The sequence below is a fragment of the Roseovarius sp. 10 genome (assembly GCF_033100315.1).
Lineage (GTDB): Bacteria > Pseudomonadota > Alphaproteobacteria > Rhodobacterales > Rhodobacteraceae > M30B80.
In genome coordinates, this window is record NZ_JAWLVH010000001.1 from 218,697 (window position 1) to 244,014 (window position 25,318).

General features: G+C 57.1%; 25 protein-coding genes and 1 tRNA gene. 17 read left to right on the plus strand and 9 right to left on the minus strand.

The annotated features are described in order from the left end of the window. Positions 1-82 precede the first annotated feature (82 nt). The 6 genes from RYZ18_RS01035 to eda all read left to right on the plus strand — a co-directional run bounded on the left by RYZ18_RS01035 (position 83) and on the right by eda (position 7,628). Positions 83-1,084 carry a carbohydrate ABC transporter permease gene (locus RYZ18_RS01035; RefSeq protein ID WP_317654513.1) on the plus strand — a complete coding sequence of 334 codons (1,002 nt, stop codon included), beginning with the start codon at positions 83-85 and terminating at the stop codon, positions 1,082-1,084. Beyond that, complete coding sequence (locus RYZ18_RS01040) at positions 1,084-2,262, plus strand: carbohydrate ABC transporter permease (protein ID WP_317654514.1); 1,179 nt, start codon at positions 1,084-1,086, stop codon at positions 2,260-2,262. The genes RYZ18_RS01035 and RYZ18_RS01040 overlap by 1 nt, the downstream gene beginning before the upstream one ends. Before the next feature lie 9 nt (positions 2,263-2,271). After that, on the plus strand, positions 2,272-3,924 hold the full coding sequence (locus tag RYZ18_RS01045; protein WP_317654515.1) for an alpha-amylase family glycosyl hydrolase: 1,653 nt from the start codon (positions 2,272-2,274) through the stop codon (positions 3,922-3,924). Positions 3,925-3,958: 34 nt separating this feature from the next. Beyond that, positions 3,959-5,092: an ABC transporter ATP-binding protein gene (locus tag RYZ18_RS01050; RefSeq protein WP_317654517.1), complete on the plus strand. Its 1,134-nt coding sequence runs from the start codon at positions 3,959-3,961 to the stop codon at positions 5,090-5,092. A gap of 71 nt (positions 5,093-5,163) precedes the next feature. Further along, positions 5,164-6,969 carry a phosphogluconate dehydratase gene (gene edd, locus RYZ18_RS01055; RefSeq protein ID WP_317654518.1) on the plus strand — a complete coding sequence of 602 codons (1,806 nt, stop codon included), beginning with the start codon at positions 5,164-5,166 and terminating at the stop codon, positions 6,967-6,969. 17 nt (positions 6,970-6,986) lie between these two features. Continuing rightward, positions 6,987-7,628 carry a bifunctional 4-hydroxy-2-oxoglutarate aldolase/2-dehydro-3-deoxy-phosphogluconate aldolase gene (gene eda / locus RYZ18_RS01060; RefSeq protein ID WP_317654519.1) on the plus strand — a complete coding sequence of 214 codons (642 nt, stop codon included), beginning with the start codon at positions 6,987-6,989 and terminating at the stop codon, positions 7,626-7,628. Here the strand turns inward: eda and RYZ18_RS01065 are convergent. Beyond that, positions 7,625-7,993 (minus strand): MmcQ/YjbR family DNA-binding protein, encoded by a 369-nt coding sequence (locus tag RYZ18_RS01065; protein ID WP_317654521.1) that lies wholly within the window; start codon positions 7,991-7,993, stop codon positions 7,625-7,627. The two genes, eda and RYZ18_RS01065, sit on opposite strands and share 4 nt — an antisense overlap. 194 nt (positions 7,994-8,187) lie before the next feature. Here RYZ18_RS01065 and cysS point away from each other — a divergent pair, with 194 nt between their 5' ends. From cysS to RYZ18_RS01080, 3 genes are all read left to right on the plus strand, one after another. After that, a complete protein-coding gene (gene cysS, locus RYZ18_RS01070; protein WP_317654522.1) occupies positions 8,188-9,555 on the plus strand; it encodes a cysteine--tRNA ligase in 1,368 nt (455 codons plus the stop codon). Between the two features lie 88 nt (positions 9,556-9,643). Then, positions 9,644-11,266, plus strand: coding sequence for a citramalate synthase (cimA, locus tag RYZ18_RS01075; RefSeq protein ID WP_317654524.1), 1,623 nt, complete (start codon positions 9,644-9,646; stop codon positions 11,264-11,266). Next, on the plus strand, positions 11,263-12,039 hold the full coding sequence (locus RYZ18_RS01080; protein WP_317654526.1) for a squalene/phytoene synthase family protein: 777 nt from the start codon (positions 11,263-11,265) through the stop codon (positions 12,037-12,039). Before cimA ends, RYZ18_RS01080 begins: the two co-directional genes overlap by 4 nt. A gap of 2 nt (positions 12,040-12,041) precedes the next feature. On the opposite strand, the gene RYZ18_RS01085 is transcribed toward RYZ18_RS01080, so the two are convergent. Beyond that, positions 12,042-13,259, minus strand: coding sequence for an MFS transporter (locus RYZ18_RS01085; protein WP_317654528.1), 1,218 nt, complete (start codon positions 13,257-13,259; stop codon positions 12,042-12,044). A gap of 100 nt (positions 13,260-13,359) precedes the next feature. Here RYZ18_RS01085 and RYZ18_RS01090 point away from each other — a divergent pair, with 100 nt between their 5' ends. The 5 genes from RYZ18_RS01090 to RYZ18_RS01110 all read left to right on the plus strand — a co-directional run bounded on the left by RYZ18_RS01090 (position 13,360) and on the right by RYZ18_RS01110 (position 16,397). Then, a complete protein-coding gene (locus RYZ18_RS01090) occupies positions 13,360-13,986 on the plus strand; it encodes a DNA-3-methyladenine glycosylase 2 family protein (RefSeq protein ID WP_317654530.1) in 627 nt (208 codons plus the stop codon). After that, positions 13,983-14,654 (plus strand): alpha/beta hydrolase, encoded by a 672-nt coding sequence (locus RYZ18_RS01095; RefSeq protein WP_317654531.1) that lies wholly within the window; start codon positions 13,983-13,985, stop codon positions 14,652-14,654. The genes RYZ18_RS01090 and RYZ18_RS01095 overlap by 4 nt, the downstream gene beginning before the upstream one ends. Positions 14,655-14,841: 187 nt before the next feature. Further along, positions 14,842-15,426: an HNH endonuclease gene (locus RYZ18_RS01100; protein WP_317654532.1), complete on the plus strand. Its 585-nt coding sequence runs from the start codon at positions 14,842-14,844 to the stop codon at positions 15,424-15,426. Between the two features lie 9 nt (positions 15,427-15,435). After that, positions 15,436-16,275, plus strand: coding sequence for a YdcF family protein (locus RYZ18_RS01105; protein ID WP_317654533.1), 840 nt, complete (start codon positions 15,436-15,438; stop codon positions 16,273-16,275). A 37-nt stretch (positions 16,276-16,312) separates the two neighbouring features. Beyond that, a tRNA-Leu gene (locus RYZ18_RS01110) sits at positions 16,313-16,397 on the plus strand. Positions 16,398-16,412: 15 nt separating this feature from the next. Here RYZ18_RS01110 and RYZ18_RS01115 read toward each other — a convergent pair. After that, the gene (locus tag RYZ18_RS01115; RefSeq protein WP_317654535.1) at positions 16,413-17,099 is read right to left on the minus strand and encodes a haloacid dehalogenase type II; all 687 of its coding nucleotides are present in this window, start codon (positions 17,097-17,099) and stop codon (positions 16,413-16,415) included. 617 nt (positions 17,100-17,716) lie between these two features. Between RYZ18_RS01115 and RYZ18_RS01120 the strand changes: the two genes are divergently transcribed. Next, positions 17,717-18,373, plus strand: a complete 657-nt coding sequence (locus RYZ18_RS01120) for a Hint domain-containing protein (RefSeq protein ID WP_317654537.1) — start codon at positions 17,717-17,719, stop codon at positions 18,371-18,373. Here RYZ18_RS01120 and RYZ18_RS01125 read toward each other — a convergent pair. Genes RYZ18_RS01125 through RYZ18_RS01145 form a run of 5 tightly spaced genes read right to left on the minus strand, consistent with a single transcriptional unit; the run spans position 18,370 to position 22,935 of the window. Further along, the gene (locus RYZ18_RS01125) at positions 18,370-19,017 is read right to left on the minus strand and encodes a nucleotidyltransferase family protein (RefSeq protein WP_317654539.1); all 648 of its coding nucleotides are present in this window, start codon (positions 19,015-19,017) and stop codon (positions 18,370-18,372) included. The two genes, RYZ18_RS01120 and RYZ18_RS01125, sit on opposite strands and share 4 nt — an antisense overlap. Beyond that, a complete protein-coding gene (locus RYZ18_RS01130) occupies positions 18,971-20,272 on the minus strand; it encodes an HlyC/CorC family transporter (protein ID WP_317654541.1) in 1,302 nt (433 codons plus the stop codon). Before RYZ18_RS01130 ends, RYZ18_RS01125 begins: the two co-directional genes overlap by 47 nt. 8 nt (positions 20,273-20,280) lie before the next feature. Further along, the gene (locus RYZ18_RS01135) at positions 20,281-21,231 is read right to left on the minus strand and encodes a tyrosine recombinase (RefSeq protein WP_317654543.1); all 951 of its coding nucleotides are present in this window, start codon (positions 21,229-21,231) and stop codon (positions 20,281-20,283) included. Between the two features lie 12 nt (positions 21,232-21,243). Continuing rightward, positions 21,244-22,794 carry a hypothetical protein gene (locus RYZ18_RS01140; RefSeq protein WP_317654545.1) on the minus strand — a complete coding sequence of 517 codons (1,551 nt, stop codon included), beginning with the start codon at positions 22,792-22,794 and terminating at the stop codon, positions 21,244-21,246. A 6-nt stretch (positions 22,795-22,800) separates the two neighbouring features. Beyond that, a complete protein-coding gene (locus tag RYZ18_RS01145; protein ID WP_317654546.1) occupies positions 22,801-22,935 on the minus strand; it encodes a hypothetical protein in 135 nt (44 codons plus the stop codon). A 168-nt stretch (positions 22,936-23,103) separates the two neighbouring features. Between RYZ18_RS01145 and RYZ18_RS01150 the strand changes: the two genes are divergently transcribed. Together RYZ18_RS01150 and aroB are read left to right on the plus strand one after the other, a co-directional pair. Further along, positions 23,104-23,685: a shikimate kinase gene (locus RYZ18_RS01150; protein WP_411567066.1), complete on the plus strand. Its 582-nt coding sequence runs from the start codon at positions 23,104-23,106 to the stop codon at positions 23,683-23,685. Next, positions 23,682-24,797 carry a 3-dehydroquinate synthase gene (gene aroB, locus RYZ18_RS01155; protein WP_317654548.1) on the plus strand — a complete coding sequence of 372 codons (1,116 nt, stop codon included), beginning with the start codon at positions 23,682-23,684 and terminating at the stop codon, positions 24,795-24,797. The genes RYZ18_RS01150 and aroB overlap by 4 nt, the downstream gene beginning before the upstream one ends. Here aroB and gpt read toward each other — a convergent pair. Further along, positions 24,794-25,312, minus strand: coding sequence for a xanthine phosphoribosyltransferase (gene gpt, locus RYZ18_RS01160; RefSeq protein WP_317654549.1), 519 nt, complete (start codon positions 25,310-25,312; stop codon positions 24,794-24,796). The two genes, aroB and gpt, sit on opposite strands and share 4 nt — an antisense overlap. Positions 25,313-25,318: the final 6 nt, after the last annotated feature.

Sequence of the window (25,318 nt, forward strand, 5' to 3'; positions counted from 1 at the left end):
GGTTTTGGATCAGCCTGCGTATCGCGGGCTGATCCTATCTGTGTTTGCGCGGATTTTTCGTGCGCATCGGGGGAGGGCACCCATGTCACCAATCATGCAAGCGGCATTGACCATCCTGATCGGGGTGGGGGGCTGCGTGGGTTATTTTTACCTCTCGAACCAAATTCTTGATCGCGTGCTGTTTCCTGCGCGCGGGGCAAATGCAGGGCGCAATATCAATCGCGCCAATGCGATACGCCCATGGCTTTTTCTATTTCCCGCTCTTTTCGCGCTAGCGCTCTATTTGACCTATCCCGTCTTTGAGACCTTGCGTCTGTCCTTGACTGACCGCAGCCTTGGTGGCGCCTTTGTTGGGCTTGAGAATTACGCACGCATGACGGATGACCCCAAGTTTTGGGAGGCGTTGCGCAACAATTTCCTGTGGCTTTTGATCGTGCCTGCGGCCTCGACTGCCTTTGGCTTGTTGGCGGCGCAGCTGACAGATCGGATCAGTTGGGGGAATATCGCGAAATCCCTGATCTTTATGCCGATGGCGATTTCATTTGTTGGCGCGGCGGTGATTTTTAAATTGGTCTATGATGCCCGCCCCGAGGATGTGGCACAGATCGGGATTCTTAACGCCGTTTATTTGCAGCTTGGCGGCGATAGCCCAATCACTTGGCTGACTGTGCCCTTTTGGAACAATATTTTCCTGATCATCGTTTTGATTTGGATTCAGACAGGCTTTGCCATGGTGATCCTGTCTGCGGCTTTGCGCGGTATTCCTGAGGAAACCATTGAGGCCGCCATCGTGGACGGGGCAAACCCATTTCAAATTTTCTTCAAAATCAAAGTGCCGCAAATCGCGGGCACGATTGTCGTGGTTTGGACGACCATTACGATTGTGGTTCTCAAGGTGTTCGACATCGTTTTTGCGATGACCAATGGACAATGGGAAACCCAAGTTTTGGCGAATTACATGTATGACAAACTGTTCCGCGCCAATGATTGGGGGGTGGGTTCGGCCGCTGCCATGGTGATCATGATCTTGGTGCTGCCGATCCTTGTGTGGAACGTCTATAACGCCAGACGGGAGATGCGCTGATGGATCATGTTGCGGGGCGCAAATCGGGCCTGTCATGGGCGGTGCATTTTTCGGCCTTGGCCCTTGTGATCGTATGGGTGTTGCCGACACTGGGGCTATTGGTGTCTTCCTTCCGCACAACGGATCAAATCCGCAGTTCGGGATGGTGGGCTGCGCTGTTTCCTGCGGTGCAAAACGAAACCTATCGCACCGCAGATCCTGACGAGGCGCGGGTGGATTTGGGCGATGGTTTCTATCTCGTTTCTGGCAATATTTTTGTCGAGGGCGGGGCCGCCGCAAACTTGGATGAGATCGTCCGAGAGATCACCGTATGGGGTGCATCCTCGCGCGCGATTGACGCCTATCAACCCGATGAGGTCGCTGATCTGGGCGAGGGGGAAACCCTGACCGTCACGGCGCGCGGCGATTATGAATGGCGCGGCACTGCGGATCAGATTGAGGGACGCGGTGCGCGGATTTTCGTGACTGTTTCTGCCCCCCCTGATTTCACCCTTGGCAATTATCAAAATGTTCTGTTCGACCCTTCGAACCGCGAGGGGATGTCAAAGGCGTTTTTCAACACGCTGACGGTGACAATTCCTGCAACGATTATTCCCATTTTGATCGCGGCTTTTGCGGCCTATGCCTTGGCGTGGATGGAGTTTCCAGGGCGGGCGCTGCTGATTGCGGCTGTTGTGGGGTTGTTGGTTGTGCCGCTGCAATTGGCGCTGATTCCACTGCTGAAGCTGCATAATGATATCGGTATTGGCAAAGGCTATTTGGGTGTTTGGTTGGCGCATACGGGTTTTGGTTTGCCCTTGGCTATTTACCTTTTGCGCAATTACATGGTGGGCCTGCCGCGCGAGGTGATTGAAAACGCGCGCGTGGATGGCGCGACCGAGTTTCAGATTTTCACGCGCATTATCCTGCCGCTCAGTTTTCCCGCCTTGGCGTCCTTTGCGATTTTCCAATTTCTTTGGACATGGAATGACCTTTTGGTCGCGATGGTGTTCTTGATCGACAGTTCGGGTGAAACCACGGTGATGACGCGGCAATTGGTCGAAATGATGGGCACACGCGGCGGCGATTGGGAAATATTGGCAACCTCTGCCTTTGTATCCATCGCGGTGCCTTTGGTGGTTTTCTTTTCCTTACAACGTTACTTGGTGCGCGGCCTTTTGGCTGGCTCTGTAAAATGAGAGATATAAATGACAATCATGCCTGAAATTAACCCCAACGATATCCTTGGCATTGATAAGGATTGGTGGCGTGGTGCGGTGATCTATCAGATCTACCCGCGCAGCTATCAAGACAGCAATGATGATGGGATTGGCGATCTGGCGGGGATCATTCACCGCCTTGATCATATCGCAAGCCTTGGGGTGGACGCGATTTGGATCTCGCCATTCTTTAAATCCCCCATGCTTGATTTCGGCTATGATGTCTCGGATTACCGCGATGTCGATCCGATGTTCGGGACATTGGGTGATTTCGATGCGTTGATTGAAAAGGCGCATAATCTGGGCCTGAAGGTTCTGATTGATTTGGTGCTGTCGCACAGCTCGGATCAGCATCCTTGGTTTATCGAAAGCCGCGAAACCCGCGACAATCCAAAAGCGGATTGGTATGTGTGGGCCGATGCCAAGCCAGATGGCAGCCCACCCAATAACTGGTTGTCTATTTTCGGCGGCAGCGCGTGGGAATGGTCGCCCGAGCGGATGCAATATTACCTGCACAATTTCCTTGTCGAGCAGCCAGATTTGAACCTGCATAATCCAGATGTGCAGGATGCGCTTTTGGATGTGTGCCGCTTCTGGTTGGATCGGGGGGTTGATGGGTTCCGCCTTGATACGATCAATTTCTATTTCCATGACAAGCTGCTGCGCGATAACCCCGCGCTTGCGCCCGAGCGGCGGAATTTCACCATCGCGCCTGAGGTGAACCCTTATAATTGGCAAGATCACCTTTATGACAAAAACCAACCCGAGAATTTGGATTTCTTGCGCCGTATGCGCGCGGTGATGGACGAATATCCTGCTGCCACCGCTGTAGGCGAGGTGGGTGATGCGCAATATGGCCTTGAGATACAGTCACAATACACCTCAGGCGGTGATAAGGTGCATATGTGCTATAGCTTTGACTTCCTCTCAGGGGAGACGCCAAGCGCGGAAACCGTGGGCGCGGTCATTGAAAAGCAAGAGGCCAGCATTGGCGATGGTTGGGCCTGTTGGGCCTTTTCCAACCATGATGTGGTGCGCCATCCAACCCGTTGGAATTTGGATGAGGCAGGGCAGCGCGTCTTTGCGGCGCTTTTGTTGTCGCTGCGCGGTTCGGTTTGCCTGTATCAGGGCGAGGAATTGGGGCTGACCGAGGCCTATGTCGCCTTTGAAGAATTGCAGGATCCCTATGGCATCCGCTTTTGGCCAAAATTCAAGGGCCGTGATGGCTGTCGCACGCCGATCCCATGGGTCAGCGACAATCACAATGGCGGGTTTAGCCAAAGCAAGCCATGGCTGCCTGTCGCGGTGGAGCATTTGCAGCGCTCGGTCGAGGCGCAGACCCGCCTTGAAGACAGCACTTTGGCCTTCTATCGCAACATGATCGCTTTGCGGAAATCTTTGCCTGAATTGGTCAAAGGGGAGTTTGAATTTGTCACCCATACGCAAGATGTGGTCGCGTTCTGGCGCAGATATCAGGGGCGCGCGGTCCTTTGTGCGTTCAACCTAAGTGGCGAGACGCGCGAGCTGCCACTGCCTGAGGGCGCGTATGACGATATTACCGCACCATTCCATGCAACGGTTGCGGGGGGCATGTTAACCTTGCCCGCCTATCAAGCATGGTTTGGCGCGCAGAACCGCTAAGGCGCGGCAAGGCTGTTCAAAAGGGGGGCTGAAGATGACCGATTTGAAACTGAGTGCCGTGGAAAAGGCCTATGGGAAGGTCAAGGTGCTGTCTGACATTGATCTTGAGATCAAGACGGGCGAATTGGTTGTTTTCGTTGGCCCCTCTGGCTGCGGGAAATCCACGCTGTTGCGGATGATCGCGGGGCTAGAGCGGATCACGGGCGGCACGTTGGAAATTGACGGGATGCGCGTCAATGATATGCCGCCCTCGCAACGTGGGATTGCGATGGTGTTCCAATCCTACGCGCTTTATCCGCATATGAGCGTCTATGATAATATGGCCTTTTCCCTGCGGATTGCAGGGCAGGGGAAAGAGGCCATTGACAAGGCGGTGCGCGCCGCTGCCGAGAAATTGCAGCTTGGCAGCTTGCTTGATCGCCTGCCCAAGGAATTGTCAGGCGGTCAGCGGCAGCGCGTGGCAATTGGCCGTGCCATTGTGCGCGACCCCAAAGTGTTCCTCTTTGACGAGCCTCTGTCGAACCTAGATGCGGCTTTGCGTGTGGCGACCCGCCTTGAGATCGCGCAGCTTAAAGAGGCGATGCCAGAAACCACCATGATCTATGTGACCCATGATCAGGTTGAAGCCATGACTTTGGCAAGCCGTATCGTGGTCTTAGCAGGTGGCGGTATTGCGCAGGTCGGTGCGCCGCTTGATCTCTACGAGCGGCCCAATTCCACATTCGTGGCGCGGTTTATCGGCAGCCCCGCGATGAACCTGCTCTCGGGTGAGGTGGTTGGCACAGGCAAAACCACCAAGATCCGCACGGATCAAGGCGGCGGGATCATCACAGCCGCCATCCCGACCCAAAAGGGCGATGAAGGGATGAAGGTTGAGATCGGCATCCGTCCCGAAGATTTTGTCGCCGCAGAAGGGGATGATTTCGCTTTTGAGGGGCGTGTCGGCATCACCGAGGCGCTTGGCGAAGTGACGCTTCTCTATTTCGACAGCAAAAGCAGCACGGGCGATGATCCTGTGATTGCAAAACTTTCGGGGATTCACCCCTCAAAGCGCGGGGAAGTTCTGCGACTGGGTGCAGCACCTGAGAAAATTCACCTTTTCCACAAGGGAATTTCGCTGCTTTATCGCGGTGAAAAGGTGTTTTTGCCGAATGTAGCCCCGCATTGAGTGCGATTTCCCTCTGGCATAGTTAGCGCTAACATATTATAGCAAGCCTCAGAAGATGGAGGTTTTTGTCTATGTCCTTGGATACCCGTATCGAAGCTGTCACCGCGCGGATCATTGCGCGCTCGCAAGGGCCGCGTAAGACCTATCTGGATCGGATGCGTGCAGCGGCCGCCGATGGCCCGCGCCGTGCGCATTTGACCTGTGGCAATCAGGCCCATGCTTATGCGGCGATGGAGGGGGACAAGGATCCTTTGGTGGCGGCACGCGCGCCAAATCTTGGGATTGTGACCGCCTATAACGATATGCTTTCCGCGCATAAGCCCTTTGAGGCTTTCCCCGAACGGATTAAGGCCGCAGCGCGGGCCAACGGGGCCACGGCGCAGGTTGCGGGCGGTGTGCCTGCCATGTGCGATGGGGTCACCCAAGGGCAGGTGGGGATGGAGCTAAGCTTGTTCTCCCGCGATGTAATCGCCTTGGCCGCGGGTGTCGCGTTAAGCCATAATACCTTTGACGCGGCAATTTATTTGGGCGTTTGCGATAAAATCGTTCCGGGTTTGGTAATTTCAGCGGCGACATTTGGCTATTTGCCATCCATCTTTTTGCCTGCAGGGCCGATGACCAGTGGTCTACCCAATGATGAAAAGGCGAAGGTGCGCCAGAAATTCGCCGCAGGCGAGGTCGGCCGCGAGGAATTGATGAAGGCCGAGATGGCCTCTTATCATGGGCCAGGCACCTGCACCTTTTATGGCACGGCCAATTCCAACCAAATGCTGATGGAATTTATGGGTCTGCATTTGCCAGGCGCCAGTTTCGTGAACCCGCATACGCCCTTGCGCGATGCGCTGACCGATGCTGGGGTTGCGCAGGTGGCCAAGATCACCGCGCTTGGGGATCAGTATCGCCCTGTTTGCGATATTCTGGATGAAAAGGCCTTTGTGAACGGTCTTGTTGGGTTGATGGCCACAGGCGGGTCGACCAATTTGGTCATCCATTTGGTCGCCATGGCCCGCGCGGCGGGTGTTATCCTAGAGCCGCAGGATTTCGCGGATATCTCTGCTGCAACGCCGCTGATGGCGCGGGTCTATCCCAATGGGTTGGCCGATGTGAACCATTTCCACGCTGCGGGCGGTTTGGGCTTTATGATTGGCGAATTGCTCGATGCGGGCTTATTGCACCCCGACACCCAGACAGTGATGGGGCAGGGTTTGGCCCATTACACGCAAGAGCCAAAACTAAGCGATGGCGGGGTGGTGTATCAGGCAGGGCCCAAGACCACGCTGAACGAAAAAATTCTGCGCCCTGCGAAGGATGCCTTCCAAAGCACAGGCGGGCTTGTGGCGCTTAAGGGCAATTTGGGCGAAGGTGTGATGAAGGTGTCCGCTGTCGCCCCTGAGCGTCAGGTGATCGAGGCCCCCGCCGCAATTTTCCATGATCAAGCCTCGGTCAAAGCGGCGTTTCAGGCAGGCGATTTGAACCGCGACGTTGTGGTCGTGGTGCGGTTCCAAGGGCCAAAGGCCAACGGGATGCCAGAATTACATAACCTGACACCGATTTTGGCGGTGTTGCAGGATCGCGGCCACAAGGTGGCCTTGGTGACGGATGGCCGTATGTCGGGCGCATCGGGCAAAGTGCCTGCCGCAATCCATGTCAGCCCCGAGGCGTTGGATGGTGGTTTCCTTGCGCGGTTACAGGAGGGCGATATGATCCGCGTGGATGCTGTCAAAGGCGTGCTTGAGGCTCTGGTGCCTGATTTGGCAGATCGCGCCGCCGTCACACCTGATCTTGGCGCCAATGGCCACGGGATTGGCCGTGAATTGTTTGAAATCTTCCGCGCCCATGCTGGCCCCGCCTCAAGCGGTGCTGGTGTTGTCGTGTAACAAAGGGAAGGGGTCCCATGACACCGCAAGATCAATCAAAATTCGCGCGGGGCCTTGCGGCCCACGCCCCCATAATTCCCGTTTTGGTGATCGAGGATCTCGCCCATGCGGTGCCTTTGGCCCGTGCCTTGGTTGCGGGTGGTCTGCCTGTGCTAGAGGTCACATTACGCAGCGCCTGTGCCTTGGATGCCATCGCCGCCATGTCTGAGGTTGAGGGTGGGATTGTAGGTGCAGGCACGATCTTGACCCCTGCCGATATGAAGGCCGCAAAGGCCGCAGGGGCGCGTTTTGCGGTTAGCCCCGGCGCGACAGATCGTGTCTTGGCCGCGGCAGAAGATGAGGCGCTGCCGCTTCTTCCAGGCGCTGTCACCGCGTCTGAGGTGATGGCGCTTTATGAGCGAGGCTATGATATGCTGAAATTCTTCCCCGCCGAGGCGGTTGGCGGGGCGCCTGCGTTGAAATCCATCGGCGGGCCAATCCCGCAAGTGGCCTTTTGCCCCACGGGTGGGATCAGCCTTGCCAATGCGCAAAGCTATCTGAGCCTGTCCAATGTGCTGTGCGCAGGCGGATCATGGGTCGCGCCAAAGGCGGCCATGGCCGCAGGGGATTGGGAGGCAATCACCAGCCTTGCGCGCGAAGCGGCGGCATTGCCCCGTTAACCCTTGAATTGCGCCGCATCAAAGGGCGGCAGGCTGGCCTGTTGGTTTGGGTTTAATTCTGCCCGCACTTGGGCATAGCTTTGCGTGATATAGCGGCGCAGCTCATGCGGGCTTGTGTTGCGCCACTCAACCATCACCCAGCCCCCGCTTTTGAGATAGGGGGCAGAGACGGCCTTGCCTTGTTGGATCATTTTTTGCGCCTCTTGGGCCGATCTGGCGCGAATAGACACGCCCGTGCTGCCTTTGGTGTAAGCAGCAAACATCTTCTCGGCCACTGTCCAGACATACATGTCTGGGCCAAATGGTTCAGCCAGGCGCGCACCAGGCAGGGATTTGCAATGGCGCTCGACAAACTCTTCAAACATGGCCCTAAAAATGTGCAATTTCTTATCGAATGCAAGGAATTTATGCGGCACTTGCTCGAGGGTTGGGTCGCGCTGACGGGAACGGGCGCGCGAAGGGTTATTTTCAATTCCAAAACAACCTGATAGGGCAATGGCGCTAATTCTGCTGTGGCCGCAGTGCCGCGTCAGGCTCAGGGAGAGGGGCAATCTAAGCGATGGGTGAGATCAAGCTTCGCAATTCTATGACGCGCAAAATCGAGGTTTTCGCCCCGATTGATCCAACGAATCTGCGCCTCTATGTTTGCGGGCCAACTGTCTATGACCGCGCCCATCTCGGCAATGCCCGCCCTGCGATTGTGTTTGATGTGCTGTATCGGCTGCTGTGCCATGTCTACGGCAAAGATCATGTCACCTATGTGCGCAATTTCACCGATGTGGATGACAAGATCAACGCGAAGGCCCGTGAAACAGGGCGCGCGATTGGCGAGATCACTGAGGAAACCATCGGTTGGTATCACGCCGATATGGATGCTATCGGCGTAAGCCGCCCCACCCATGAGCCGCGCGCGACCGAATATATCCCGCAGATGATCGCGATGATCGAAGATCTGATCGCCAAGGGTCACGCCTATGCGGCTGAAGGGCATGTGCTCTTTTCTGTTGCCTCCTATCCTGATTATGGCCGCCTTTCAGGGCGCACAGTCGAGGATATGATCGCAGGCGCGCGGGTCGAGGTGGCCCCCTATAAACGCGATGCGATGGATTTCGTGCTGTGGAAACCATCTGATGCGGACACGCCCGGATGGGACAGCCCATGGGGGTATGGCCGTCCGGGGTGGCATATTGAATGTTCGGCCATGAGCCACGAATTGCTGGGGCCGCATTTCGACATCCATGGCGGCGGCAATGATCTGATGTTCCCGCATCATGAGAACGAGATCGCGCAAAGCTGCTGCGCCCATCAAGGCGCGGGCTTTGCCAATATTTGGATGCATAATGAAATGCTGCAGGTCGAGGGTAAGAAAATGTCCAAATCCTTGGGCAATTTCTTCACCGTGCGCGATTTGCTGGATCAGGGTGTGCCGGGCGAAGTGATCCGCTTCGTGATGCTGTCCACGCATTATTCGAAGCCCATGGATTGGACCGCGAAGAAGGCGGCGGAGGCGGAGAAGACGCTGCGCAAATGGTATGCTCAGGCCGCTGATGCGCCGCAGGCCCCTGTGCCTGACGCGATGCTTGCGGCGCTGTTTGATGATTTGAACACACCCCTTGCGATTACGGCCTTGCATCAGATTTCGCAGTCTGGGGATGCTGCATCCTTGCGTGCGGGCCTCTCGATTTTGGGTCTAGCCTCTGTCGGAGTGCCTGATTGGGCAGCCTCCCCCGATGTTGATCTTTCGGCATTGGAGGCGCAGTTGTTTGCCGTGCGGCAGACTGCAATGGAGACCAAAGATTTCGCACCTGTTGACGCGCTGAAATCTGCCCTGAGCGATGCGGGGGTCGAGGTGCGGATGAGTAAGGAGGGGGTCGAGTTGATCCCGACCGCGAAATTTGACCCGTTGAAATTGGAGGGCCTCTTGTGAGTGGCCTTTGGAACAGAACTACGCCCGCCCCTTGGGGGGCGGTGCGGGCGCTGCCTGCGCTTTGCGCAGGCAAAACATGGGGGGCAACATGACCCGCGATCGCCTCTATCTCTATGACACCACCCTGCGGGACGGGCAGCAGACCCAAGGGGTGCAATTCTCCACCCAAGACAAGCTGCGCATCGCCGCGATGCTCGATGATCTGGGCGTGGATTATATCGAAGGGGGCTGGCCCGGCGCCAACCCTACGGACAGTGCCTTTTTCGAAGCGGTGCCTGAGACCCGTGCGACCATGGCGGCCTTCGGTATGACCAAACGCGCAGGCCGCTCTGCCGCGAATGATGATGTTCTGGCGGGCGTGATGAATGCGGGCACGGCTGCGGTTTGTCTGGTGGGCAAAACCCATGATTTCCATGTGACCGAGGCGCTTGGGATCAGCCTTGAAGAGAACCTTGAAAATATCCGCGCCTCCATCGCCCATCTCGTGGAAGCAGGGCGCGAGGCGCTGTTTGACGCAGAACATTTCTTTGATGGCTATAAGGCCAACCCAGATTATGCATTGGCCGCCATTCACGCGGCGCACGATGCGGGGGCGCGGTGGATCGTTCTGTGCGATACGAATGGCGGCACTTTGCCTGATGAGATTGGCCATATCACGCGGGCGGTAATCGCCTCTGGCGTGGCGGGGGATCGTTTGGGCATTCACACCCACAATGACACCGAAACCGCCGTTGCGGGCAGTTTGGCCGCGATAGATGCGGGCGCGCGCCATATTCAAGGCACGCTCAATGGTTTGGGCGAGCGCTGCGGCAATGCCAATCTGACCACACTGATTGCGACCCTGCTTTTGAAAGACCCCTATTGCAGCCAATATGAAATTGGCGTCAGCGAAGCGGGGTTGAAAAACCTGACCCGTGCCTCGCGCTTGTTGGATGAAATTCTCAACCGCGTGCCACAGCGCCAAGCCCCCTATGTGGGCAGCTCCGCCTTTGCGCATAAGGCGGGTTTGCATGCTTCGGCAATCCTGAAAAACCCCACCACTTATGAACACATCCAGCCCGAGTTGGTCGGAAATGCGCGGGTGATCCCGATGTCAAACCAAGCGGGACAATCCAATCTGCGCCGCCGCCTGAGCGAGGCGGGGATTATGGTGGATGATGGTGACCCCGCGCTTGGCCAAATCCTAGAGGAGATCAAAGCGCGCGAGGCGGCAGGGTATTCCTATGACACCGCCCAAGCAAGTTTCGAATTGCTTGCGCGGCGCGCCCTTGGCCAGATGCCCCGCTTTTTTGAGGTCAAACGCTATCGCGTGACTGTTGAGCGGCGCAAAAACAAATATGACAAGATGGTCAGCCTTTCCGAGGCGGTCGTGGTTGTGAAAATTGGCGATCAGAAAATGTTGTCTGTCTCTGAAAGCATGGATGAGACAGGATCAGATCGCGGCCCCGTAAATGCGCTCTCCAAAGCCTTGGCCAAGGATTTGGGGCCGTATCAAAGCTATATCGACACGATCCGTCTGGTTGATTTCAAAGTGCGGATCACCCAAGGGGGCACCGAGGCGGTTACGCGTGTCATCATTGACAGCGAAGATGATACAGGGCGGCGTTGGTCGACTGTGGGTGTTTCTGCGAATATCGTGGATGCGAGTTTCGAGGCGCTTTTGGATGCGGTACATTGGAAACTGATCCAAGACGGGGCGCCTGCATCATGAGCCAAGATTTGGCGCGGCTTGCAAGCGTGATCGAGCGTGGCGATCCCGAGCGGTTCTTGGCCGTGATGGCCGCACCGCCCGATCTGCGCGCCCGTCTTTTTGCAATTTATGCGGTAAATTTGGAAATTGCGCGCGCGCCCTATGCCTCGCCTGAGCCATTGGTGGCACAGATGCGCTTGCAATTTTGGGCGGATCTGGCCGATGCATTGCAGGCGGGGCGGGCCTTGCCTGCGCATGAATGGGCGGCCCCTTTGGCGGCCAGTTTGCCCGCGCGCGATGCAGGGCTTTTGTCCGATCTTGTGGCGGCACGGATGCGCGACACCACCAAGGATGGCTTCGCGGATGAGGCCGCGTTCAGCGCCTATATCGAGGCCACGGGGGCAGGGCTTTTGTGGATGGCTGCGCGCAGTTTGGGGGCGCAGGACATGTTCGAGCCTGCCATTCGTGCGATTGGTTGGGCCATGGGGTTGGCCAATTATCTGCGCGCGATCCCCGCGCTTGAGGAAAAGGGGCATGCCCCTTTACATGATGGTCGCCCGTCCACTGTGGCCCATTTGGCGCGAATGGGGCTTGGTAAATTGCGCGCCGCGCGCATAGAGCGGGGAATGATCCCCGCCCATGTGACGCCCGCGCTATACGCGGCATGGCTGGCAGAGCCTATTTTGAAAAAGGCGGCTGCCCATCCTGCCCTTGTCGCGCAAGGCGGGCTAGAGCCATCAGAGGCAGGTAAGCGTCTGCGCCTTGCCTATGTTTCCCTGACAGGGCGCTGGTAGGATCAGGCGGCGGCCTCATCAGCGGGGCGCAGCACAAGCCAGATTAGGGCAGCGCCTGCGAGGGCCAAAAACGGGATCATTGCGATATTTACCGCATTCCACCCTGCAAGGGTGGTTTCCCCCAAAGACATCAAAACCCCTGATGACAGCGATGCAAGGGTGACGCAGCCAAAGACCAGAAAATCATTCAAGCCCTGCACGCGCCCCCGCTCATGCGCAGGATGGGCTTGGGTCAGCATGGCGGTTGCGCCGATAAACCCAAAATTCCAACCAATGCCCAAGAGAACAAGCGCGATGAAGAAATTCGTCAATTCAACGCCCATCAAGGCTACCACGCCCGCAAGCGCGAGTAAGAATAGGCCAAGCGCCAAAACCCGCACCGCGCCAAATCGCGCGATGACATGGCCCGTGAAAAACGAGGGGGCATACATCGCGATCACATGGGCCGAGACGATATCTGCGGCGGTTCCGGTTGGAAATCCACATCCGACCACGGCCAAGGGGGTCGATGTCATCATCAAATTCATCAAAGCGTAGGAAACCATGCCGCAGATAATCGCAACGGCGATTTTCGGGTCGCGCAGCAATTCGCGGCGACTGCGGGCCTGCGGCGCATCCGCGCTTGGGGCTTTGGGGGGTGGCACATCGAGGAAGAAGAACAAAGTGACACCGATGAGATTGATCAAAACCACAGAAAGGTAAGTGCCCAGAAAGGGCACAACAGTGGCATCGGAGGTGAATTTGACCAATTGCGGCCCTATCAATGCCGACAGAAGGCCGCCCGCCATAACGTAGGAAATGGCGCGCGGGCGAAAATCGTCCGAGGCGCTATCGGCAGCGGCAAAGCGGTAAAACCCATGCGCCGACATATAAATGCCCGTCAGATAGGAGCCGATTAGGAAGACCGCGAAATTGTCGAGATAGAGGCCCAAACTGGCAATGCCCGCCCCTAAGGCCCCGCCAAGCGCGCCAACAAAGAACCCAACCCGCCGTCCATATTTCTGCATGAGCGCCGACAACCACGGTGCAGTGGTCATCGAGCCAAAGACGATCAAAGAAATCGGGATTGTGGCCAATGCGGGGCTTGGTGCGATCATCAGGCCCGCAAGCCCGCCCACCACAAAGATCATCGGCATTTGCGCGCCAAGGAAGGCCTGCGCAAGGATCAAAACGAAAACATTGCGTTTGGCGGCGCGATCATCAATTTGAGCGGTGGTCATGGGATATATTCATTCTTTGGCACATATGGCCACAGGGCTAGGCCTTTCTGCGCATCAGGTCTAGGGTGGAATGCAAGATTTTGCTGCGACAGGTTGAACAATGGATCAGGCTTATCATCTCAAAGACGAAAATTTGCTGTCTGATGGGTTGGCCGCCCTGTGCCAGATTGAACCTGCTTTTGCCCGTGTTGATCCTGCCCGCGTTACCTTGCGATCAAGAGAGGCGGGGTTTGTGGCCCTCGCCAAGGCCATTATCTCGCAGCAGGTTTCAGTGGCCAGTGCGAATGCGATCACCGCGCGCCTTGCAGAGGCGGGAATGTTACAGCCAGATGCGGTTTTGGCTGCATCCGAGGCCGATTTGCGCGCGCTTGGCCTCAGCCGTCAAAAGGCAGGGTATATGCGCGCTTTGGCCGAGGCGCGGATTGATTATGCGCGGCTGCACAGCCAAAGCACCGATGAGGTGGTGGCCGCTTTGACCGCTGTCAAAGGGATTGGCCGTTGGACGGCAGAAATTTACGCGATGTTTGCCCTTGGCCATTCCGATGCCTTCGCCGCGGGTGATTTGGCCCTGCAAGAGGCGGCGCGCGTTTTGTTTGATCTGCCGCAGCGGCCAGATGAGCGGCGCTTGCGCGCCATGGCGGCGCCTTGGACGCCGCATCGGGCCATTGCCGCGCGGGCGCTCTGGGGCTACTACCACATGGTCAAAGAACGTGAGGGGGTCGCATGACGCGCGCATTGGATTACAAAAGCAGCGAGCCGCAGTCAGGCTATATCGCCCGCGCGGTGATTTTCGTGCATGGCTATGGCGCGGATGGGGCTGATCTTTTGGGATTGGCCGATCCGATGGCCCCACATCTGCCTGACACAATTTTCATCGCCCCTAATGCGCCCGAGGCCTGTTCGGTTAATCCGATGGGGTATCAATGGTTCCCGATCCCGTGGATTGATGGCTCATCCGAGGAGGATGCCCGCGCAGGGCTTGCGCGGGCCTTTGATGATTTCAACGCGTTTTTGGAACAGGTGATGGAAGAGAACAATCTGACGGCGCGCGATGTAGCCTTGGTTGGGTTTTCGCAAGGCACGATGTTGAGCTTACATGTTGCGCCGCGCCTGGAAGATAGCCTGCGCGCAGTGGTTGGGTTTTCGGGCCGTTTGTTGGAGCCAGAACGCCTGAAAGAGGAGGCGGAGTGTCGCCCGCCCGTATTGCTGATCCATGGCGATCAAGATGATGTTGTCCCCCCACAAGCCTTGCCCGAAGCCGCAGAGGCGCTGCAAGAAGCAGGCTGGCGCGAGGTTTATGCCCATATCATGCGGGGCACAGGGCATGGGATTGCGCCTGATGGGTTGCAGGTTTGTCTGGCCTTTTTGCGCGATAAATTCGGGCTGGAAGATTAGACAGGCGGGGTGAGTGCCCCCAATGTCACAAAAGTGACGTTCAGTTTCGTTACCCTTGGGATTGTGACCACATAGATGAAGGGGCTTGCCAGATTGCAATGCCCATATATAGTGGGGTCAATGCTGGAGCGGGGCTCCCGCTCTGGTGCTTGAGGCGCAGGCAAACAGAGCGGAGACGGAGTCACTCATGGATGGCGATTTCAGGACGGAATTTACGCGCGAACCCGCATCGCTAAAGCAACATCCTGCTTTGGTGCTGAACGCGGATTACCGCCCCCTTTCTTATTATCCTTTATCCCTTTGGCCGTGGCAGGAAGCGGTCAAGGCGGTGTGGTTGGATCGGGTGGATATCGTGGCTGAGTATGACACCTTCGTTCATTCGCCAACGACCAAGATCAAAATCCCCTCTGTGGTTGTTCTCAAAGATTATGTGAAACCTCAAAAGCGCGTGGCCTTCACGCGCTTTAATCTTTTTTTACGGGATCAATTTTCTTGCCAATATTGCGGCTCGCGCGGGGATTTGACCTTTGATCACGTTGTGCCGCGCGCGCGGGGTGGCGTTACATCTTGGGAAAATGTTGTGGCGGCCTGTGGTCGGTGTAACCTGCGCAAAGGGGCAAAAAGCCTGCGTCAGGCGGGTATGAGCCTGCGCCAAGCCCCGCGTCAACCGGGGGCTGAGGAGCTGCGCAATCTGGGCCGAAAATTTCCACCCAATTATCTGCATGAAAGTTGGTTGGATTTCCTGTATTGGGATGCAGAACTCGAAGCGTGAAAGGCTGAGATGGGGGAAGACCTTTTTTACCACGCGTCTAAACTGATGCGGTTCGCGCTCTATGTTGAGTTATGGCCACATATCTTGGGGGCGCTTGGGGTGCTGGCGCTGCTTGTGCGGTGGCGGCGTGCTGCGCTTTGGTTCTGGCTCTTATCGCTTGGCTTTGTGGGGTTTGTGATGGCCGCGCCGGTGGATCGTTGGATTGCAGGGCCGCTTGAGGCGCGTTTTATGGCCAATCCTGATCTGACAGGGGCGCGCGGTGTTGTGCTGATGACGGGCGCCGAGAATACGGATCGCACCGCCCGCACGGGCCTCGTCAATACGGGCGAGGCGGCGGATCGTATTTTGGCGACCATTGCCTTGGCCCATGCCCTGCCGAATGTGCCCGTGATTGTGGCAGGTGGGCAGGGGCGGCTTGATCTTCAAGGCCATTCTTTGAGTGAGGCTGAAGTCAGCGCAAGGGCCATTCGTGAGGCGGGGATTGCAGCTGAGCGCCTCACCCTCGAATCGCAAAGTCGCAATTCAGCCGAGTCAGCGGTGAATGCCGCCGCGATTGCCCGTGAGATCACCCCCGATTTGGCCAATCAGAATTGGATCATCGTGACATCGGCGATGCATATGCCGCGCGCGATCTCAAGCTTTTGTGCGGCGGGGTGGCGCAGTTTGATCCCTTATCCCGTGGATCATAGTCCGATGGCGGATCAGTGGTTTTCTGGGGAATATCGCGATAAGGTGGCGGTTATGCGGCGCGCATTGCATGAGCGGGTCGGGTCTTTGGTCTATCGCTTTACAGGGCGCGCGGTAAGCGAAGATCAAACTTTCGCGCTTGGCTGCGTGTTGACCCGTTGACGCGCCCCCGTGCGCGGTATAGGACGCTTCGCACAGAGCCCGAGTGGCGGAATTGGTAGACGCAGTGGATTCAAAATCCACCGCCTAACGGCTTGCCGGTTCGAGTCCGGCCTCGGGTACCAAGCTCTGTTTTTCCCTTATCCCCAACGCGCAATGATTTGATCTGTTAGATCGGTCATATCGCGCGCGATGATGTCGGGTTGCGGTATTTCCGCAATCGGCAAGGGCGCATTGCCTGTGCGATGCAAAAACGCGCCGCGATAGCCGCAGGCCTGTGCGCCGATCGTATCCCAGATATGGCAGGCAATCATACACAACTGAGCAGGGGCTAGGTTCAGCGATGTGGCAAGATGTTCGTAAACCGCGGGGGCGGGTTTGAAGGCTGCAACCTCGGCCACGCTGAAATTTCCGTCAAAAAAGCGGTCTAGCCCCGCGCGAAACAGGGCCGATTCTGCGCCAAGGGGCGAGTTGGTCAGTGTGACCAATCGAAACCCCGCCGCACGCAAGCGCGTTAATCCTGCCTCAACATCCCCATGGGGCGGCATATGGGTGAGGGCATGGCCAAGCGCCGCTGTATCATCCTTGTGAACAGCGATGCCTTTTACTGTGGCCAGCATTGTAAAGACCGCCATGCCCAGTTCACCAAACGGGCGGTAGTGACCCGCGAATGTTAGGGTTTGGGAATAAAGGATCAATTCAGAAAACCAGACCCGCATCATGGCCTCATCGCCAAAGGCGCGGGCAAACACAGGTTCAAGCGTGGTCAGGTCAAGCAATGTTTCATTGACGTCAAAGACGAGGGTCGGGCGGTCGGTGGTTTGCATGGGGCCTCACAAAGCGGGAATGGGCGCAATCAGCCTAGCGTGTGATCTGCGCCATGGCAAAACCAAGTCAGCCTTCGATGTTTTACGTGTGAGGGGGCCCGTCAAACTTGTCCCATGTGAGAAACATTCTGTTTCTCTTCAGCCACGTTGGGGGAATGCGGGGCTGAATCCCGTGGCAACATTTGGGATTTGGGGGCTGCTCTCAATGTCGCCTAGGGGAAGCCACATTGAGAGCAGCGGGGTATTAGGGGTGCCTTTATGTTTAGGGTTTTACTGCTATTGACACCAGTTGTCGAAAGTATGGGTTTGGTTATCCTTTGCTGCATCTTCACGCTTTTGCGCCCGTTGCAGGCGGGCGTCTTTGTTTTGCAGCCAGACCGTCCTAGGTGGGGCGAAGAGGTGAAAAAAATGTGTTAATATTTTGCATGAAGAATATATACAGGTATCGGCCATACGGAATCGGGGGCATGGATTTCAAATGGTCATGAAAGCGCCGCAAGAGCGCCCTAGAATCGCAGCAATTGAGGCAGAGAACAGGCATGTGGCCGTCAAAATTTGGCGCCTCGGCTGAGTCTAAGCCGTGCCATCGAGTTAGTAATGAATTTTTGAGTAAAAAAATGACAGCACAGCCCCAATCCTATTTTCATGCACAAGACGCGCATACTGCCGTAACGCCCTGCTTTACGCCGGGCACGATGATTGCCACGTTGCGTGGCGAACGCGCGGTGGAGACATTGCAGCAGGGGGATAAAATCGTCACCCGTGACAATGGTGTGCAAGAAATTGCTTGGATTGGTGGCCGTGTTTTGGGGCGTGCAGATATGCAGCGCGCCGCAAGCTTACGCCCCGTCCTTTTGCGTGCGGGCTGTTTGGGACATGGACTACCCGTGCGTGATATGTTGGTTTCGCCCAGTCACCGCATTTTGTTGATGCCTGAACATCCCGCCGCATTGGCGGGCGAAAGCCTGATTGCCGCGCGCGATCTGATTGACCACCGCGAGGTGATGGCGGTCGATACGGTGCGGGTGAATTACATCCATATCATGTTCGAGCATCATCAAATCGTGATGTCTGACAGCATTTGGACAGAAAGCTTTCACGCAGAAACCAAAACATTGCGGGGCATGGATGCGGCGCAGCGGCGTGAGATCTTGTCTCTCTTCCCAGAGTTAGAGACAGAAGAAGGCCAAAGCGCTCAGGCAACCGCCGCCCGCCCGATTGTTGATTATGCGTCCGATATTCGGACGGATCGGATGATGCGCAATATTATCTAAGCCCGCGATTTGCGCCACGCCGCCCAATCTTCGGGCGTATCGAGGTCTGTTGTCGCGCGGGTTTCGGGCAGGGGGATATGCACAATGCGCGCCCCATGTTGCTCTAGCACCGCGCGGGCGCCCTGATCCCCTGTCACTTTCACAAGTTCGGGCAGAAGATCGCGGGGAAAGACAATTGGATGTCCTGCGCGGCCTTTATTGTCAGCCGCGCGCAAAATGGCATCTGGATGCATTTGTGCGAAGGTGAGCATCAGATACAGGTCATGTGCGGTCAGATCGGGCAGATCTGCCAACAGGATCATCACCGCGCAGTCAAGCCCCGCAATCCCTGCTTTCAAACTGTCACTCATGTCGCGCCCTGCGGGCAGGTGGATGATCTCGATATCCGTGAAATCCCTCAGTTCTGCGGCGCGGTCTGTTTGACCCTCAGCCAGAACCACACGCACCGCAGATGCACCCGCCTTGCGTGCCCGCGCCACCATGAGGCGCAGCAAGGCTTGGCCATCGACATCTTCCAACAACTTGTCGCGGCCCCGCATGCGGCTTGACCTGCCTGCCGCGAGAACCACGATTGCGGGCGCTTTATGCGGGATCGGATCAGCCAAGTTTGCGAATTTTGATCTGGGTGAGACGGTTGTTCTCACGGGCCACCACCTCAAAGCGGAAGCCATGAAAGGAAAATGCCTGACCGATGACAGGAATTGTTTGCGCCTCGTGGATCACCAACCCTGCCACAGTGTTGGCCTCTTCATCGGGAAGGCTCCAATCTGTGGCGCGGTTGAAATCACGAATGGTCATTGCCCCATCAATCAAGAAATGCCCATCGGGGCCAGGTTTCAACTGCGGCGCTTCATCCACATCAAATTCATCGGTGATTTCGCCCACAATCTCCTCAAGGATATCTTCAAGCGTGATCAAGCCGCGCAAAGCGCCGTATTCGTCCACCACCAACGCGAAATGCGTTTTGCGGCGCAGGAATTGGCGCATCTGTTCGTCCAATGTGGTGGTGTCAGGCACGAAATAGGGTTTCATGGCCACATCGGTGATACGGAAATTTTCGATCCCCTTCGCGTTTTCACCGCGCGTCAGACCATCCATGGCGCGCAGCAAATCCTTTGCATGGATCACGCCAATTATATTTTCTGTCTCGCCGCGATAGACGGGCAGGCGGGTATGGGGGGATTGCAATGCTTGGCTCAAGATTTCCTCAGGCGTGGCATCAGCATTGATCATTTCGATCTTCGAGCGATGCAACATGATTTCCTCAACCATCCGCTCGTGCAAATCCAGCGCGCCAAGCAAGCGGTCGCGATGTTCTTTTTCCACCGCCCCTTCGGAATGGCCCAGCGTGATCGCCCCTGCGATTTCCTCGCGCGCGGACAGGATTTTACTGTCAGGGTCGGTTTGCACGCCAAAGAGGCGTAAGACCCCGCGCACCAAAATTCGCACCGCGCCCACAATCGGCGAAAACAAGAAAATCACCACCGCAATCACGGGCGAGACGCGGGCGGCGGTCTTTTCGGCATTGGTGATGGCATAGGTTTTGGGCAGCACTTCGGCAAAGATCAAAACCAATAGGGTCATGACAAGCGTGGCAAGCGCCACGCCCGATTCCCCAAACAGGCGCGTGAATAGGGCGGTCGCCAAAGAAGCAGCCAAGATATTGACCACATTATTGCCCAATAGAACCGATCCGATCAGCCGCTCGCTGTCTTCGGTCATGCGCAAGGCGCGCTCAGCCCCCTTTGAGCCCCGATCCGCCTGTGCGCGCAATTTCCCGCGCGAGGCAGCGGTCAATGCCGTTTCAGAACCTGAGAAAAACGCGGACAGCACCAAAAGCCCCATAATCGAGGCGGCGCTTATCCAAAGGGCAGAATCAAACGAAATCGTTTCAGTCATGGGGCCTATCAATTTTCAGTCGAGGCAGATGTCTGATCCGCCAAAGGGTGATGTTCGAGCACGAGGGCTTTTAACCGCTCATCTAGGATATGGGTATAGATTTCGGTCGTTGCGATATCCGCGTGACCCAAAAGGGCCTGAATGCTGCGTAAATCTGCGCCACCGGCCAAAAGATGGGTGGCAAAGGCATGGCGCATACGATGCGGGGTGACCGATAGCGGTGGCACGCCTGCATCACGGGCAATTTCCTTGATCAGCGTGTAAAACCGAACCCGCGTCATGTGGCCTTCTTTGCTGCGGCTGGGGAACAGGTAGCGCGAGGGTTTTGCCCCCCCCTCGCGTGTTGCAAGCTCTTCCAATGCATCGCGGCGGGTAAGCCAAGATTGCAACGCCAAACGCGCGGATTGCGTCAGTGGCAGCATGCGTTCCTTGCCGCCTTTGCCCTTGATTAAGATCAGCTTGGGGTCACCCCGCACGGCGGCCACGGGCAGGGTGACAAGCTCGCTTACGCGCATCCCTGTCGCGTATAAAATTTGCATCATGCAATGGTTGCGCAACCGATCATCGGCACTGCGCCCATGGATTTCAGCCTGTGCCAAAAGCTGATCCACGGCCTCATGGCTGAGGGTTTTGGGCAAAGATTTCTCGCGCGCGGGCCCCTTGATTTTGAGGCTTGGGTTATCGTTACGCAGGCCTTCCTCAAACAGAAATCGACACATTTGTTTCAGCGCAGATAAGCGCCGCGCGCGCGTGGCGCGTGACAGCCCCCGAACCTCTAGATCGGCAAGATAGGTTTCGATCCCATCTCGCGTGACGCTGAGGAAATCTGCGCCGTGATCGGTGAAAAATGCCCGCGCATCGTCCAAATCACGGGCGTAAGCCAAGAGCGTGTTTTGCGCTGCGTTCAACTCGGCTGCTTGCGCCTCAAGGAATTGGGTGATCAATCTTTGATCTGTCATGATCGGGCGCTCTTATCCGTTTCTATCGGGCAGGAGATATAGCTGAAGTGCCGCGCGCCGCGCGCTGTCTTCTAGACCCAAATAGCGCAAGACCCGCAAGGCATCCGAGAGATCGTCTAAATCTGCACCATCCCCTGATAGGGTGAGGGCTGCGAGCAAAAGCGCCTCTCCCGCGCGATTGCCTGTAATCAGGGGCGCATAGCGGTCAGGCAGCGCAATTTCGTCAAATCCCGCCGCAAGGGCCATAACCCGTGGGCTTGCCGTTGCGGGCAAATTGGGCATCTGCCCGCGCGCCAAGGCAAAGGCCACCGCCTCATCTGCGGATTGCGGCACCGCACGCAGGGCAAGGCTTTCGTAATTGCGGGAGAGGAGTTCGATTTTGCGGGCGAGGATCGCCGCCTCACCCACCAAAGGTTGGCGGCCAAGCGGGTCGGCGTAAAGCTGCGCGAAAGCGGGCAAAAGACCTGTGGGGCCAAGGGCATCCACCACGCGCGCAAGGCTGCGGGCAATGCCCGCCACATCACCCGCAAGGAGACTTGCATCAAATTCCTGAACGGCTGCAACGCGCTCCCATATCCCGCCCGAGGCGGAGGGGCGGCGCGAGGTGGCAATGGCCAACCATTGGCTTGGCTCAATCGCGCCTGCGCGCAACAGGCGTTCTGCGGCATCAAGCTGTGCGCGCCACCCCGCCTGCGGGGCGAGGTCGGCATGGGCAAAGGCCAAAGGCAGCCCAAGCGAGGAGGGGCGCTCTGCAATGGCCGCGCGCATCACATAGCGCAGCGGTGTTATATCGGGGTCTAGGGGCAAGGGCGGCTCCCCCTCGAATAGCTCGGGATCAAGGAAGCGCGCGATCAAATCCGCCTCATCTTCGGTGATGAACCCCAAGGCAACGCCTGTGCCCATTGAGAGCGCCGCCGCTGACCAATCGCCTGAACGGGCCAAGCAAAAAATCCGTGCGGGATATGTCGGTGCGATATCAGGGCTTGCGCGCATCGCGGCACAGGCACGATCTGCCTGCCCCAAAAGAAGCGAGACATCGAACCAGCGCCGAAATACCTCGCCGTCTTCTACCCCTGCGCGTTCGATCAATGCACGGGCAGGCTCAAGCGCGCCGCGCGCCAAGAGCATGTCAATCCGCGCCAAAAACAGATCATCCGCCGCCGCATCAGTGCCCCCAAGAGGGGGATCAAGCTCGGACAGGGCCAAACGTTCGGTTAAATCCAAAATGGCGGGCAGCCCTGTCATCGGCAGGCGGCGAAACAGGCCTGCAAGCTCGGCACTGTCAGATTGGCCCCAAAGCCCACTGGGAAAGCCCGTAACCCGCGCAGGCAAAAGTCCCACGGCGTTGCGCGTGATCGGCCCTATCGGCATCACGCGGATATCTTCGGTGACAATTTCTGCGGCAACATCGGGGCTGCGCGGCGCAATCGTGTCGGAAAGCCAAGTGGGCGCAATATCCTGCGGCGACATTTGCGGCGTTTGTGCCGCCAGTGGCAGCGCAGGCAAAAGCCAAATCAGACCTGCCACAAGCCCCCAAAATGTTCCGCCCCTCAGCCTGCGCATGATCTGTTACTCAAGCGGGATCGAGATTGTGTCGCGCAATTCTACTGTCTCGGGTTGCATAAGGCCCGAATAGCCATATCCCAACAGGCCAACAGCAGTGAGCAGGATTAAAATCACCAATCCCATGAACAGCTTAACCATATTTCTCGTGCCTCTGCCTTCTGCGCTTATTCTCGCGCGGTTGCTTGCTTGCGTGTCTGTCCCTCAACGCGTATTGCGTGGAATAATAGACGATCTTGCGCCAATATAGGGGAGTTCGCGCAGAATTTCTTGGGGGAATTTTGCAAAATCTTCGCAAATGCATAAAGGATGCACAGGGTGAACGGGCAAACACGGGCTGAAACCGCCTATAATTTGCACAAAACCGTGGTTTTGGTCGGGATGCCAGGCTCGGGCAAAACCGCTGTCGGGCGGGCCTTGTCCGCACGCCTTGGGGTCGAGTTGCGCGATTCTGATACCGAAATTGTCGAAAGCGCACAGATGAGCATCGCCGAGATTTTCGAACGCTTCGGCGAGCCGTTTTTCCGTGACCGCGAAAGCAAAGTCATCGCACGGCTACTGACGGGCGCGCCTGCAGTTCTGTCTACTGGCGGGGGGGCGTGGCTGTCGCCTGAAAACCGCGATTTGATTTCAGCGCAAGCGGCGGTCTTGTGGTTGGATGCCGATATTGAGCTTTTGTGGTCGCGGGTGCGCCACAAAACCACGCGGCCGCTGCTCCATGGGCCTGATCCGCGCGGCAAGCTTGAGGCTTTGATGGTGGCGCGCCGCCCTGCCTATGAGCAGGCTGAATTGCGCCTTGAAATCGCGCATGATTGGTCGATTGAGGATACGACCGATCATGTGCTGCGTTTGCTTCACGCTCATAATGTCTTGTCGGAGGTCGCAACATGACATCCACAGTGCGGGTAAATCTGGACAGTCGCAGCTATGATGTGGTAATTGGCTCTGGTCTGATTGCGCAGGCGGCAACCCATCTTGCGCCTTTGTTGCGGCGTCCAAAAGTTTGGATCGTGACCGAAGATCGGGTGGCACCCTTGCATTTGGCCCATCTTGAGGCGGCCTTGAGCGCAGGCGGGATTGCCGCACGCGCGCTGACTTTGCCTGCGGGCGAGGGCACAAAATCATGGCAATATCTGACGCAGACCGTTGAATGGCTGCTCGATGAAAAGGTTGAACGGGGCGATATCGTGATCGCACTTGGCGGCGGTGTGATCGGGGATCTGGTTGGTTTTGCCGCTGCAATCCTGCGCCGTGGCGTGCGCTTCGTTCAGATGCCAAGCTCGCTTCTGGCGCAGGTCGACAGTTCGGTTGGTGGCAAAACGGGCATCAACACGCGGCACGGCAAAAACCTCGTTGGTGCCTTTCATCAACCTAGCCTTGTTTTGGCAGATATTGATCTTTTGTCCACTTTGGCCCCGCGTGACTTTTTGGCGGGTTATGGCGAAGTGGTGAAATACGGCTTGCTTGGCGATGCCGCGTTTTTCGACTGGCTTGAGGAAAACGCCCCCGCCATGGCCGCAGGTGATTTGGCCTTGCGCGAAGAGGCGGTGCGTTGGTCAGTTCAGATGAAGGCCGATATCGTGGCCCGCGATGAGACAGAGCAGGGGGATCGCGCACTTCTAAATTTGGGCCATACCTTCTGCCATGCGCTTGAGGCAGCCACGGGATATTCTGATCGCCTGTTGCATGGCGAGGGGGTGGCGATTGGGTGCGCTTTGGCGGCGGAATTATCGGCGCGCTTGGGGTTGTGCCCACAGGAAGAACCATCCCGCATCCGCGCGCATCTGGCCGAGATGGGCATGAAGCGCGATTTGGCGGATATTGAGGGCGATTTGCCCGATGCAGACGCGCTGCTTGCGCTGATGGCGCAAGATAAAAAGGTGCTTGAAGGGCAGCTGCGCTTTATCTTGATGCGCGGCATTGGCACATCCTTTGTGACCTCAGATGTGCCGCCTGATGCCGTTAAAACACTTTTAAATGAGGCGCTTGGCGCGCGCGATTAATCCTTGCCGCGATAAGGCTCGACATATTGCAGGGCCATATCCCATGGAAAGAAAATCCATGTATCTTGGCTGACACCTGTGATGAACGTGTCGACCATAGGCTCGCCCTTGGGTTTGGCATAGGTCGTAGCAAAATGCGCCTTGGGGTAAAGTTTGCGCACCAGTTCAAGGGTTTTTCCTGTATCGACCAAATCATCCACGATCAGGACGCCCTCACCATCCCCCATCATGTCGACATCTGGGCTTTTGAGCACCTCTGCCTCGCGGCGCTGATCGGCCTTGCCGCCGCCAGAATGGTAGGATTTGACGCTGATCGTATCCACTGTGCGAATATCCAATTCGCGCGCCACAATCATTGCAGGGGCCATGCCGCCGCGTGTGATGGCAACCACCGCCCGCCACGACCCATCAGGCCCTGGCCCGCGTTTGTCCAAGCGCCACGCAAGCGCGCGCGCATCGCGGTGCAATTGATCCCACGAGACATGAAAGCCTTTCTCATGCGGCAAACGATCCATGGCACT